The 12,622-nt window shown below is 72.5% G+C and carries 12 protein-coding genes and 1 tRNA gene; 6 read left to right on the forward strand and 7 right to left on the reverse strand.

Features of this window, described 5'->3' with window-relative positions:
• Positions 1 to 115: 115 nt before the first annotated feature.
• Complete coding sequence (locus tag M3673_RS06450; RefSeq protein WP_251532614.1) at positions 116 to 856, reverse strand: hypothetical protein; 741 nt, start codon at positions 854 to 856, stop codon at positions 116 to 118.
• A gap of 219 nt (positions 857 to 1,075) precedes the next feature.
• Here M3673_RS06450 and M3673_RS06455 point away from each other — a divergent pair, with 219 nt between their 5' ends.
• Positions 1,076 to 2,098: an SDR family oxidoreductase gene (locus M3673_RS06455; protein ID WP_251532615.1), complete on the forward strand. Its 1,023-nt coding sequence runs from the start codon at positions 1,076 to 1,078 to the stop codon at positions 2,096 to 2,098.
• 78 nt (positions 2,099 to 2,176) lie between these two features.
• Positions 2,177 to 3,106, forward strand: coding sequence for an SDR family oxidoreductase (locus M3673_RS06460; RefSeq protein WP_251532616.1), 930 nt, complete (start codon positions 2,177 to 2,179; stop codon positions 3,104 to 3,106).
• Positions 3,107 to 3,183: 77 nt separating this feature from the next.
• On the opposite strand, the gene M3673_RS06465 is transcribed toward M3673_RS06460, so the two are convergent.
• Positions 3,184 to 3,265, reverse strand: a tRNA-Tyr gene (locus M3673_RS06465).
• Between the two features lie 137 nt (positions 3,266 to 3,402).
• Between M3673_RS06465 and M3673_RS06470 the strand changes: the two genes are divergently transcribed.
• Positions 3,403 to 3,894, forward strand: coding sequence for a YajQ family cyclic di-GMP-binding protein (locus M3673_RS06470; protein ID WP_056864805.1), 492 nt, complete (start codon positions 3,403 to 3,405; stop codon positions 3,892 to 3,894).
• 79 nt (positions 3,895 to 3,973) lie between these two features.
• Here M3673_RS06470 and M3673_RS06475 read toward each other — a convergent pair whose 3' ends face one another.
• From M3673_RS06475 to M3673_RS06490, 4 genes are read right to left on the reverse strand one after another with little or no spacing between them, the layout of a single operon-like run.
• Positions 3,974 to 5,008 (reverse strand): sulfate/molybdate ABC transporter ATP-binding protein, encoded by a 1,035-nt coding sequence (locus M3673_RS06475; protein WP_228943172.1) that lies wholly within the window; start codon positions 5,006 to 5,008, stop codon positions 3,974 to 3,976.
• Positions 5,009 to 5,027: 19 nt separating this feature from the next.
• Positions 5,028 to 5,858, reverse strand: a complete 831-nt coding sequence (locus M3673_RS06480) for a sulfate ABC transporter permease subunit (RefSeq protein ID WP_251532617.1) — start codon at positions 5,856 to 5,858, stop codon at positions 5,028 to 5,030.
• Positions 5,851 to 6,717 carry a sulfate ABC transporter permease subunit CysT gene (gene cysT / locus M3673_RS06485; protein ID WP_056864808.1) on the reverse strand — a complete coding sequence of 289 codons (867 nt, stop codon included), beginning with the start codon at positions 6,715 to 6,717 and terminating at the stop codon, positions 5,851 to 5,853. The genes M3673_RS06480 and cysT overlap by 8 nt, the downstream gene beginning before the upstream one ends.
• A complete protein-coding gene (locus tag M3673_RS06490; protein WP_056864809.1) occupies positions 6,714 to 7,763 on the reverse strand; it encodes a sulfate ABC transporter substrate-binding protein in 1,050 nt (349 codons plus the stop codon). The genes cysT and M3673_RS06490 overlap by 4 nt, the downstream gene beginning before the upstream one ends.
• Before the next feature lie 266 nt (positions 7,764 to 8,029).
• Here M3673_RS06490 and M3673_RS06495 point away from each other — a divergent pair, with 266 nt between their 5' ends.
• Entirely contained in the window at positions 8,030 to 9,976 is a 1,947-nt protein-coding gene (locus M3673_RS06495; protein WP_251532618.1) for a 2-oxoacid:acceptor oxidoreductase subunit alpha, read from the forward strand.
• A gap of 3 nt (positions 9,977 to 9,979) precedes the next feature.
• On the forward strand, positions 9,980 to 11,065 hold the full coding sequence (locus M3673_RS06500) for a 2-oxoacid:ferredoxin oxidoreductase subunit beta (protein WP_374108181.1): 1,086 nt from the start codon (positions 9,980 to 9,982) through the stop codon (positions 11,063 to 11,065).
• A 114-nt stretch (positions 11,066 to 11,179) separates the two neighbouring features.
• Here the strand turns inward: M3673_RS06500 and M3673_RS06505 are convergent, their stop codons facing one another.
• Positions 11,180 to 11,593 (reverse strand): hypothetical protein, encoded by a 414-nt coding sequence (locus M3673_RS06505; protein ID WP_251532619.1) that lies wholly within the window; start codon positions 11,591 to 11,593, stop codon positions 11,180 to 11,182.
• A gap of 93 nt (positions 11,594 to 11,686) precedes the next feature.
• Here M3673_RS06505 and rarD point away from each other — a divergent pair, with 93 nt between their 5' ends.
• Positions 11,687 to 12,598 (forward strand): EamA family transporter RarD, encoded by a 912-nt coding sequence (rarD, locus tag M3673_RS06510; protein WP_251532620.1) that lies wholly within the window; start codon positions 11,687 to 11,689, stop codon positions 12,596 to 12,598.
• Positions 12,599 to 12,622: the final 24 nt, after the last annotated feature.

Below are 12,622 nucleotides of genomic sequence, written 5' to 3' on the forward strand. Positions count from 1 at the left end.
AGGTCGACCCCGCGAGGAGCGGTCGGTGAACGTCAGCCGAACTCGCTCCCCGCGGGGTCGCCGGGGGTGCTGCGTGGTCGAGCGGGTGGTGCGGTCGTGCAGGTGGGACCGGGGGTCAGCGACCCGCGGGCACCGGGGCCTCGGTGAGGACGACGTAGAACGGCTTGCGGGTGCCGTCGGTGGTGACGGAGCCGTCGCTGTTGCGCGGGGAGACCACGAAGCTCTGGGCGTTCTGGGCGCCGGCGGGCGCGCAGTTGGTCGGGCCCGAGGGCGGGGTGGTCGGCGCGCCGACGTTGCAGCGGCTGACCGAGATCTCGCCGGAGAACTCCGGGTTGGCGTCGGCGCCGGGGGCGCGGCCGGTGGTCACGCCGTCGCCGTTCTGGTCCACCGTGTTCTGCAGCGAGATGGTGGCGACCAAGCCGCTGTCGGAGATGTCGTCGCCGGCGCTGATGTAGACGTTGCCGTTGGCGCGCAGGCTGTTGTCGGGCGAGCCGGCGGGCGCGGTGTTGGGGAGCGTGGGGTAGGCCGCCACGATCGAGAAGCCGCCCGACTGGTCCACGATGCTGCCGTCGGCGCCCACGAGCACCCAGCGGCCCGCACCGTCGGCCCCGGCGGGACCCGCCGGGCCCTGGACCAGGGTGCCGTCGCGGAAGTCCTTGGCCTGCAGCGTGCCGTTCTTGACGTCGATGGAGGCCACCGAGTCGTTCTTGATGTCCTGGCCGGTCAGCGAGTTGTTGACGACGTCCTCGGAGCTGATCTTGACCGCGGCGTAGGAGGTGCCGCCCATGGCGACGACGAGTGCCATCACGGAGACGGCCATGGAGGGGGTGGGGCGACGCAGGCGAGGGAGGTTCACAGGACGGCCTTTCGAGGAGGGTGTGATCCGGGCCACGGAGGCGTGACTGACCCTGCTTCGGAGCCGCCGTCGTCACGGATGGGTGCCGCCGGCGTGTCGCCGCCCAGAGGTCTGGTCCGGCTCCGCCCCGTCGCCTCCGGCCCACCCCTCGGGGCGGGGGAGGTCGCGGCGCACGCGGGTAGCGTCGGGGACGACCCGTCCCCTCGTGCGGAGGTCCGCATGTACCCCACGCACGATCCCTCGCCCGGCCCGTCCACCGAGGCCCCCGGGCGCCCGTCGTCGGGCAGGCCCGGCGGCCTGAGCGGCGACCACCGCGCCGCCCGCCCCGCCGTGCTCGTCGTCGGGGCCTCCTCCGGCATCGGCCTGGCCACGGCCCGGCGGCTGTCGGCCCGTGGCGCCCGCCTCGTGCTGGCCGCCCGCGACCCCGCGGCGCTCGACCGCACCGCTGCCGCCTGCCGCGACGCCGGGGCCGCCGCCACCCTGGTGGTGCCCACCGACCTCACCGACCCCGCCCAGGTGGAGGCGTGCGTGAGGGCCGCGGTGGCGGCGTACGGTCGGCTCGACGCGGTGGTCACCACCGCGCAGGGCATGGCCTACGGCACCGTCGAGCAGGTGCCGCGCGAGGTCTTCGAGCACGTCGTCGAGACCGCGGTGCACGGCACCGCCCACCTCGTGCGGGCGACGCTGCCCGTCTTCCGCGCCCAGGGCGCGGGCACCCTCGTCGTCGTCAGCTCCCTGCTGGCCGAGGTGGCCGTGCCCTCGATGAGCACCTACGTCACCGCCAAGTGGGGCCAGCTCGGGCTGGTGCGCTCGCTGCAGCTCGAGCTGCGCGACGAGCCGGGCCTCCACGTGTGCCTGGTCTCCCCCGGCGCCATCGACACCCCCATCTACGACGAGGCGGCGACCTACGCCGGCAGCCGCGGCTCGGCCCCGCCGCCGGTGGTCGGGCCCGACCGGGTGGCCCGTGCGGTCGAGCGGTGCCTCGACCACCCGCGCCGTCGTCACGTCGAGGTCGGCCCCGCCAACCTGGCCACGATCCTCGGCTTCCGGCTCGCGCCCTTCGTCTACGACCGCGTCGTCGGCCCCGCCGTGCGCGCCGTGGTGCTGCGCGGGCCCGCCGTGGGCCCCGACGGCGGCAACGTCCTCGAGGCCGCCCCCGGCGGCCACACCGAGCGCGGCGTCTGGACCCTCCTCGGTCGCCGCCGCACCCGCGAGGGCAGCGGGGCCCGCTGGCGGCGCTGAGCCCGCCACGCAACCGGCCCGCCCCCCGCACCGTCCCGGCACCACCCGCAGCCCGAACCCACCGCACCAGGAGTCCCCGTGCCGCCCCTCCCCTCCTTCCTCCCCCAGCTCCCGCGACTGCCCCTACCGCTGCTCCTGCCGGCCCCGGCCGCCGTCGCCCGCGCCGCCGGGCTGCTGCGCCGCTCCGACGCCGGACCCCACCCGCGGGTCGTGGTGGTCACCGGCGCCTCGAGCGGCATCGGCCGCGCCACCGCCCTGGAGCTGTCGCGCCGCGGCGACCACGTCGTGCTCGTCGCGCGCCGCGAGGAGGTGCTCGACGAGGTCGCCGAGGTGTGCCGCGACGAGGGCGCCGCCTCCGCGCTGGTGCTGCCCGCCGACCTCGACGTCGACGAGGACGTCGCCGCGCTGGTCGACCTCGTGCTCGAGCGCCACGGCCGCGTCGACGCCCTCGTGCACTCCGCGGGGGTCGTGGCCTACGGGCGCGCCGAGGAGCTCGACGCCGAGACCTTCGACGCCGTCGTGCGCACCAACCTGCTGGCCTCGGCCAACGTGGCCCGCCACACCATGCGCGTGCTGCGACGCCAGGAGCGTGGCGTGCTGGTGCTGGTGGGCTCCCTGCTGGGTCACGTCGCCGTGCCCGACATGACGCCCTACGTCGTGAGCAAGTGGGGGGTGCGCGCCCTGGCCCGCCAGCTGCAGATCGAGAGCTCCGACCTCCCGCACGTGCACGTCTGCCACGTCTCGCCGGGCAGCGTCGACACCCCGATCTACGACAGCGCCCTCGACTCCGCCGGCATGGTCAACCGGCCCCCGCCGCCGAGCATCAGCCCCGAGCGGGTGGGCCGCCAACTCGTCGCCTGCCTCGACGCCCCCGGGCCGCGGGCCCAGACCGGCCTGACCAACTACGCCCTGGTCGCGGCCTTCACCCTCGCCCCGGCGGTGTGGGACCGAGCGATCGGGCCGGCCTTCGACCTGCTCTCGCGGCGCCCCGCCGGCACGCAGGACTGACCCGGACGGCGCCGGGCCGACCAGGGCCGGGCCGCAGACGAGGAACGCCCCCGGTCGGTGGAGACCGGGGGCGCTCGTGGCAGGTGAAGGATTCGAACCTTCGAAGGCAAAGCCGACGGATTTACAGTCCGCTCCCATTGGCCGCTCGGGCAACCTGCCGGGCGTCGCTCGCCCCGGCTTGGCCGGAGGACGACGAGGCGAAACAATAGCGCAGCCCCCGGCACAGGAGGAAAACACCGGCCGGGGCCGACCCGATCACCCGCAGCGACCAGCTGCCACCAGCGCAGAGGACCGACATGGCCGACTCGTCGTTCGACATCGTCAGCAAGCTCGACCGCCAGGAGGTCGACAACGCCCTGGGCCAGACCGCCCGCGAGATCGCGACCCGCTTCGACTTCAAGGGCACCGGCGCCACCATCGAGTGGCAGGGCGACCAGGCCATCGAGATCAGCGCCTCGGCCGACGACCGGGCCAGCGCCGTGCTCGACGTCTTCAAGGGCAAGCTCGTCAAGCGCGACGTCAGCCTCAAGGTGCTCGACGCCTCCGAGCCGCGCCAGTCGGGCCAGCAGAGCAAGATCGCGATCGCGCTCAAGGAGGGCATCACCTCCGAGGACGCCAAGAAGATCTCCAAGCTGATCCGCGACGAGGGACCCAAGGGCGTCAAGGCCCAGATCCAGGGCGACGAGCTGCGGGTGTCGTCGAAGAAGCGCGACGACCTCCAGGCCGTGCAGGCTCTCGTGCGGGGCCAGGACTACGACTTCGCGGTGCAGTTCACCAACTACCGCTGACGCACGGTCCGGGCACGGGGCCCGGAGGAGGAACCCGGTCGCGGATGGGAGGGTGCGTTCCCACCCGCGACCGGGAGTATCAGACCCCCGAGGTGACGGCCGCGCGGCGACCGGCCGGCGCCATCGACGAGACCGTCGTGGCGCCGGAGGCCGGCGTCAGCCACACCTGCGTGCCGGCGTCGAGGCCGAGCTGGCGGGCGTGGGTGCGGGTCAGCACCACGGTGGTGTCGGGGCTGGCCTGGGCCGAGACCGCGGTCGGGTCACCGTCACCGGTGCGCACCGTCACGCGGACCTCGAAGCCGACCCGCAGCACGCGGGTGACCGTGCCGCGCACCGCGCCGGCGAGGCCGGGCTGGAGCGCGACCTCGATGTCGTGCGGGCGCAGCACCACGCCGCCCAGCGTGGTGACCTCGCCCAGGAAGCCCATGACGAAGTCGTTGGCCGGCTCGTCGTAGAGCTGGTCGGGCGAGCCCACCTGCTCGACGCGGCCCTCGTTGATCACCACGATCTCGTCGGCGACCTCGAGGGCCTCCTCCTGGTCGTGGGTCACGAAGACCGTCGTCACGTGCACCTCGTCGTGCAGCCGGCGCAGCCAGTCGCGCAGCTCCTTGCGGACCTTGGCGTCCAGCGCGCCGAAGGGCTCGTCGAGCAGCAGCACGCTCGGCTCCACCGCCAGGGCCCGGGCCAGGGCCATCCGCTGCCGCTGGCCGCCGGAGAGCTGGGAGGGCAGGCGGTGGGAGAACTGCGAGAGGTGGACGAGCTCGAGCAGCTCCTCCACCCGGTGGGCGATCTCCGCCTTGGGCCGCTTGCGGATCTCCAGGCCGAAGGCGACGTTCTTGGCCACCGTCATGTGCTTGAAGACGGCGTAGTGCTGGAAGACGAAGCCGACGTTGCGCTTCTGCGCCGGCAGCCCGGTGGCGTCGACGCCCTCGATCGAGACGGTGCCGGAGTCGGCGGTGTCGAGGCCCGCGATGATGCGCAGCAGGGTCGACTTGCCGCCGCCCGAGGGGCCGAGCAGCGCGGTGAGCTGGCCCGTGGGCAGCGAGACCGACACGTCGTCGAGGGCGACGAAGTCGCCGAACTTCTTGGTGAGACCTGAGACTTCGATGCTCATGGGTGGCTCCTTCGGGAGGTCACGAGTCGTGCTTGGGGCGGAGGAAGGCGACGACGAGGAGGCAGGCGATGCTGACCAGGATCAGCAGGAAGGACGTCGCGTAGGCCGTCTCCTGCTGGAAGTTCTGGTACTTCTGCTCGACGACGAGGGTGGCGGTCTGCGTGCGGCCGGTGATGTTGCCCGAGACGATCTTCACCGCGCCGAACTCGCCGACCGAGCGGGCGAGGCTGAGCACCACGCCGTAGACCACGCCCCACTTGATGCTGGGCAGGGTGATCCGCCAGAAGGTCTGCGGCGCGTTGGCGCCGAGGCTGCGCGCGGCCTGCTCCTGGTCGTCGCCGACCTCGACCAGCACCGGCACGACCTCGCGGATGACCAGCGGCAGCGCCACGAAGCAGGTGGCCATGATCATGCCCGGGGAGTCGAAGATGACCTGCACGCCGCGGGCCTCCAGCTCGGGCCCGACCAGGCCGTTGCGGCCGTTGTAGGCCAGCACCAGCGCCAGGCCGACCACGACCGGCGACACCGACAGCGGCAGGTCGATGAGAGCCGAGAGCACCCGCTTGCCGGGGAACTCGTAGCGCACCAGCAGGATCGAGATCGTCACGCCGAAGACCAGGTTGATGACCACGGCCCAGAAGGCGATCATCGCCGTCAGCTGCAGCGCCCCGGTGACCTGCTCGTCACCGAGCGCGTCGACGAGGTTGCCCAGGCCGTTGCCGAAGGTCTGGCGCACCAGCAGCGCCAGCGGCCAGGCCACCAGGAAGAACACGTAGCCGACGGCCAGGACCCGCAGGCCCCACTTCACCGGCGGCGAGACCATCGCGGTGGTCGTGCCCCGGCTAGCCACGGCGCGACACCCGTCGCTGGAGCACGTCGAGCAGCACGATGACCACCAGCGCGATCGCCAGCATCACAGAGGCCAGCGCCGCCGCGGAGGCGGTGTTGCCGTTCTCGATGAAGGTCAGCACCCGCACCGAGACCACCTCGGTCTCGTAGGGCTTGTTGCCGCTCAGCAGGACCAGCGAGCCGTACTCCGAGATCGCGCGGGCGAAGGACAGCGCCGCACCGGCGGTGATGGCCGGCACGAGGCTGGGCAGGATGATGCGCCGGAAGATCGTCGAGCGCTTGGCCCCCAGCGAGGCGGCCGCCTCCTCGACGTCGGTCTCGAGCTCCTCGAGCACCGGCTGCACCGTGCGCACGATGAAGGGCAGCGTCACGAAGGCCAGGGCCAGCGTGACGGCGTTGGGCGTGAAGGCCCAGTGCAGGCCCAGCGGGCTGTTCGGCCCGTAGAGCGAGAGCAGCACGAGCCCGGCGACGATGGTGGGCAGGGCGAAGGGCACGTCGATGACCACGTCGAGGGCGCGCTTGCCCCAGAAGCGGTCGCGCACCAGCACCCAGGCGATGACGGTGCCGACCACGACGTTGACCAGCGTGACCAGGACGGCCTGGGAGACGGTCAGGGTGACCGCGGCCCAGGTCTGGTCGTTCTGCAGGACCGAGAGGTAGCGGCCCCAGCCCCCCTCCGCGGCCGCGGCGACCACGGCGGATAGCGGGAGCAGCACCAGGATGCTGAACCACAGCATCGCGATGCCCAGGCCCAGGCCCGCACCACGCGTCAGCGTGCTGCGGGGCGTCGTACGGCGCACGCGCCGGGGCCGGCGTCCCTCGGGGGACGCCGGCCGCTCGAGCACAGGGGTGCTGGTCACTCCTCGCCGACCTTGCCGGTCTCCTGCTGCAGCTCGGTGATGATGCCGAGCGGGTTGCCGTCCTCGCCGTCGCCGAAGTAGAGGTCGGCCGCCTCGCCCCAGCCACCGAAGTCGTCGTCGATGGTGAAGAGCTCCTCGGGGGTCGGGAACGGGTCGGCCGGGTCGTTGGCGCCCTCCACCTCGCCCACGTCGACGCCGTCGACGACGGGGCGGAAGCCCGACTGCGCGTAGTCGGCCTGCGCCTCGGGGCTGGTCATGAAGTCGAGGAAGGCCTGGGCGGTCTCGTCGGCGTCGACGGTGACGGCGGCGGGGTTCTCGATCAGCAGGGTGTCCGGCGGCACGACGTAGTCGATGTCGGCGCCGCTCTGCTTGGCCAGGATGGCCTCGTTCTCGTAGGACAGCAGCACGTCGCCGCTGCCGTCGGTGAAGGCCGTGGTGGCCTCGCGGCCGCTGCCGGGCAGGGCGATGGTGTTGTCGAGCAGCGAGGTCACGAAGTCGCGCGCCTCGTCCTCGGTGCCGCCGTTGCCGGCGATGTGCGCCCAGGCCGCCAGGATGTTCCACCGGGCCGAGCCCGAGGAGCCGGGGTTGGGGGTGATGACCTCGACGCCGGGCTCGACGATGTCGTCCCAGGTCTCGATGCCCTCGGGGTTGCCCGAGCGCACGACGAAGACGACGACCGAGGAGGTCGCGATGCCGTTGGTGGCGTTGTCCTTCCAGTCCTCGGCCACGAGGCCGTCGCCGACCAGGCGGGTCACGTCGGTCTCGAGGGAGTAGTGCACGACGTCGGCGTCGGCACCGGCCTCGACCGCACGGCTCTGGTCGCCGGAGGCGCCGTAGGAGGTGGTGAAGTCGCCGACCGACATCCCCTCGCCGGCGTCGGTGCCGACGAAGTCCTCGAAGACCGGTTCGTTGGCCGCCTCCATGACCGAGAAGGCGTTGACGCTGATGGTCTCGCCCGACTCGCTGCCGCTGGAGGTGGAGCACCCGGTCAGGGCCAGCACCCCCGTCGCACCGAGCGCCAGCGCCGCCTTGAGCTGCTTGTTCATCGTGTGTCCCTTGTCCGCCCCTGCACCCAGAGGCTGCTCACCACTCCCGACGGAACAGGAGTGAACAACCAATCTCGCGTAGATTACTGCACAAATGAGGTTTAAGTGACCACTGGTCTGGACAGAGTCGTCCGGCGCGTCGCGCGGTCTCGCGCCGGGGACGCCCAGAGGGTCGTCCAGAGGGTCGTCCAGCACCTGGAAACCCAGGGCGCCTCACGTGACGCGGGCTACAGTCCGAACACGTCCGAGGCGAGGAGTGTCGCGAGGTGTCGAAGCAGGTCAAGCAGCTCGACCGGGTCATCATCAGGTTCGCCGGGGACTCCGGTGACGGCATGCAGCTGACCGGCGACCGGTTCACCCAGGAGTCGGCGGCCTTCGGCAACGACCTGGTCACCCTGCCCAACTTCCCGGCCGAGATCCGCGCCCCCCAGGGCACGCTGCCGGGCGTGTCGTCCTTCCAGGTGCACTTCGCCGACCACGACATCCTCACCGCCGGCGACGCCCCCGACGTCCTGGTCGCCATGAACCCCGCCGCCCTGCGGGCCAACCTGCCCGACCTGCCCCGCGGGGCCACGATCATCGTCGACACCCACGACTTCGGCGGCCGCAACCTCACCAAGGCCGGTTACGACTCCGACCCGCTGGCCGACCTCGAGTCCCCCGGCTCGCCGCTGGCCGACTTCGCGGTCCACCCCGTGGACCTCACCGGCATGACGGTCGGGGCGGTCAAGGAGTTCGGGCTCTCGCGCAAGGACGCGGCGCGCGCCAAGAACATGTTCGCCCTGGGGCTGCTGTCGTGGATGTACGGCCGGCCGACCGACTCGACCGAGGCGTTCCTGGCCAAGCGCTTCGCCAAGGTGCCGGCCATCCGCGACGCCAACCTCGCCGCCTTCTCCGCGGGCTGGAGCTTCGGGGAGACCACCGAGACCTTCGCGGTGCGCTACGAGGTCAAGCCGGCGCCGATGGCCCCCGGCACCTACCGCAACATCACCGGCAACCTCGCGCTGTCCTACGGCCTCGTCGCCGCGGGCGTGCAGTCGGAGCTGCCGGTCTTCCTGGGGTCCTACCCCATCACCCCGGCCTCCGACATCCTCCACGAGCTGAGCAAGCACAAGGCGTTCGGCGTCACGACCTTCCAGGCCGAGGACGAGATCTCGGGAGTCGGCTCGGCCATCGGCGCCTCCTTCGCGGGCCACCTCGGGGTGACCACGACCTCCGGGCCCGGCGTGGCGCTGAAGTCGGAGGCGATCGGCCTGGCGGTCATGACCGAGCTGCCCCTCGTCGTCATCGACGTGCAGCGCGGCGGACCCTCCACCGGGCTGCCCACCAAGACCGAGCAGGCCGACCTGCTCCAGGCGATGTTCGGGCGCAACGGCGAGGCCCCGGTGCCGGTCGTCGCGCCGCGGTCGCCCGGCGACTGCTTCGACGCCGCGCTCGAGGCCACCCGGATCGCGGTCACCTACCGCACGCCGGTCATCCTGCTCTCCGACGGCTACCTCGCCAACGGCTCGGAGCCGTGGCGCATCCCCGACGTCGAGGACCTCCCGCGCATCGACCCGGGCTTCGCCACCGAGCCCAACCACGTGGTCTCCCCCGACGACCCCGACACCCGCGACTTCTGGCCCTACCTGCGCGACGAGGACACCCTCGCCCGCCCCTGGGCCGTGCCGGGCACCCCCGGACTCGAGCACCGCATCGGTGGGCTCGAGAAGGGCGAGGGCCACGGCAACATCTCCTACGACCCTGCCAACCACGACCGCATGGTCCGCACCCGGCAGGCCAAGGTCGACCGCATCGCCGCCTCGCTGCCGCCGCTGGAGGTCGACGACCCCTCGGGCGCGGCCTCGGTCCTGGTCATCGGCTGGGGCTCCACCTACGGCCCCATCGGCGCGGGCGTGCGTCGCGTGCGCCGTGCCGGCCACCGCGTGGCCCAGGTGCACCTGCGCCACCTCAACCCCTTCCCCGACGACCTCGGGGAGATCCTGCGCGGCTACGACAAGGTCCTCGTGCCGGAGATGAACCTCGGCCAGCTCTCGCTGCTGCTGCGTGCGCGCTACCTCGTCGACGCCGTGGGCTACAACCACGTGCGCGGGCTCCCGCTCAAGGCCGCCGAGCTCGCCGAGGCCATCGGCGCCCTCGTGGCCGAGGCGGAGGGCGTCGAGGTCGACCTGTCCGCACCCGCCGGCGACCCCGCCGACCACCCGGAGGACTGAGCGATGACCACCACCGACCTGCCCGTGCCCACGATGCGCGGCACCGAGGGCGTGCCCACCCTGGCCGAGGGCGAGAGCCAGACCGGCAAGGACTTCACCTCCGACCAGGAGGTGCGCTGGTGCCCCGGCTGCGGCGACTACGCCGTGCTCAAGGCCGTGCAGTCCTTCCTGCCCGACCTCGGCCTGCGCCGCGAGAACATCGTCTTCGTCTCCGGCATCGGCTGCTCCAGCCGCTTCCCCTACTACCTCGACACCTACGGGATGCACTCCATCCACGGCCGGGCCCCGACGATCGCCACCGGGATCGCCACCGCCCGCGAGGACCTCTCCGTGTGGGTCGTCACCGGCGACGGCGACGCGCTGTCGATCGGTGGCAACCACCTGGTCCACGCGCTGCGGCGCAACGTGAACATGACGATCCTGCTCTTCAACAACCGGATCTACGGCCTCACCAAGGGCCAGTACTCCCCCACCTCCGAGGTCGGCAAGATCACCAAGTCGACCCCGATGGGCTCGGTCGACCAGCCCTTCAACCCCGTGTCGCTGGCGCTGGGCGCGGAGGCCACCTTCGTGGCCCGCACCATCGACTCCGACCGCAAGCACCTCACCGGGGTCCTCGCCGCCGCGGCGGCCCACCGCGGCACCTCGCTGGTCGAGATCTACCAGAACTGCCCGATCTTCAACGACCACGCCTTCGACGGCCTCAAGGACCGCGACTCGGCCGAGCGGGCGGTCATCCCCCTCGTGCACGGCGAGCGGATCACCTTCGGTGGCGGGACACTGGGGCTGGCGCGCGACGCCGCCTCCGGCGGGGTCGCGGTGGTCGAGGTGGGCGACGTCGACGAGGCCGACCTGCTCGTGCACGACGCCCACGCCGAGGACCCCTCCACCGCCTTCGCGATCAGCCGGCTCACCGACGCGGGCTACCTCAACCGCTCACCCATCGGCGTCTTCCGCCAGGTGGAGCGCCCCACCTACGACGACCAGACCCGCGCACAGGTGTCGGCGGCCCGCGACGCCGCCCCGGGCGAGCCGGCCGAGCGGCTGGCCGGCCTCATCGGCGGCGGCGACACCTGGACGGTCGTCTGAGGCCGGGCGGGTGGGCGCCGCGGCTGAGCACCGGCGCCCTCGCGACGCAGCAGGGCCCCCGACCGCTGGTGCGGCGGGGGCCCTGCGTGGTCGCGCGCCTCAGGGGCGCCCGGCTCAGAGCTTGTAGATGTAGATCGCGTTCGGCGAGACCGCGGCCTTGTAGCGCTCGGTGGCGCGGACCTTGACGCGGTAGTAGACGCGCTGGGCGCCGCCCTGGGGGCCGTAGACCCGCTTGGTGTAGCGGCCCGCGTCGTTGGTCTTGGCCTTGGCCCAGGTCTTGTAGGAGTTCTTGCAGTTGGTGTCGCGCTGGCAGACCTTGCGCTCGACGATGTACTTGATCGGGCCCGAGCCGGGGGTGATGCGGCCCTTGATGAAGAACTTCTGACCCTTCTGGTCGCCCTTCAGCTCGACGGTGCGAGCCTCCTTGGCCGGGGCCGGCGCAGCGGTCGAGGGGGAGGTGAAGACGAGGGAGATCGAGAGGGCGAGCAGCAGCGACGCGAGGCCGGCGACGAGGCGGGTGATCCGCATGGGGTCTCCTGGGTTCAGGTGTGGGGGACGCCTCGAACCTGCCCCGCGCGGACCGCGGTAAACACCGGTCTCGACCGGACTTATGCTCCCCCGGTGTCCGACTCTCGCCGCGGCGTGGCCCTCGGGGCCGCGGCCTACCTCATGTGGGGCGCCTTCCCCCTGTACTTCCCCCTCCTCGAGCCCGCCGGTGCGCTCGAGATCCTGGCCCACCGCATCGTCTGGTCGGTGCTCACCATGGGCGTGCTCGTGCTGGCGCTGCGGCGAGCCGCCGGTGTCAGGGCCCTGCTCGCCTCCCGACGCACCACCGCCCTGCTGGCCCTGGCCGCGGTGACCATCACCTGCAACTGGGCCACCTACATCTACGGCGTCACCAACGGCCGTGTGGTCGAGACCTCGCTGGGCTACTTCATGAACCCCCTCGTGACGGTGCTCATGGGCGTCCTGCTGCTCGGCGAGCGGCTGCGTCCGCTGCAGTGGGTGGCCGTGGGCATCGCCGCCTCCGCGGTCGCCGTGCTCACGCTCGACTACGGCCGACCGCCGTGGGTGGCCCTCGTGCTCGCCTTCTCCTTCGGGACCTACGGCCTGGCCAAGAAGACCGCCGGTGCACCCGCGGTGGAGAGCCTCGCGGTCGAGACGGCCTTCATCGCGCCCTTCGCCGGGGCCTACCTGGCGTGGCTGGCCACCACCGGGACCGCGCAGTTCGGGCAGCACGGCGTCGGCCACGCGCTGCTCTTCACCACCCTCGGCGTCGTCACGGCGGTGCCGCTGCTGTGCTTCGGCGCGGCCGCCACACGGGTGCCGATGGTGACGCTGGGGCTGCTGCAGTACCTCGCGCCGATCCTGCAGTTCGCGCTCGGCGTGCTCTGGTACGGCGAGGACATGCCGGCCGGCCGCTGGGCCGGCTTCGTCCTGGTCTGGGTCGCGCTGGTGCTCTTCACCGTGGAGGCGGTCGGGCACCACCGACGTCAGCTGCGGCTCACCGTCGCGGCCTCGAGCGCCGCCTGAGCGGCACCGCCCGCCCGGTGCGGG

It is taken from the genome of Nocardioides sp. P86, assembly GCF_023712465.1.
GTDB lineage: Bacteria > Actinomycetota > Actinomycetes > Propionibacteriales > Nocardioidaceae > Nocardioides > Nocardioides kribbensis.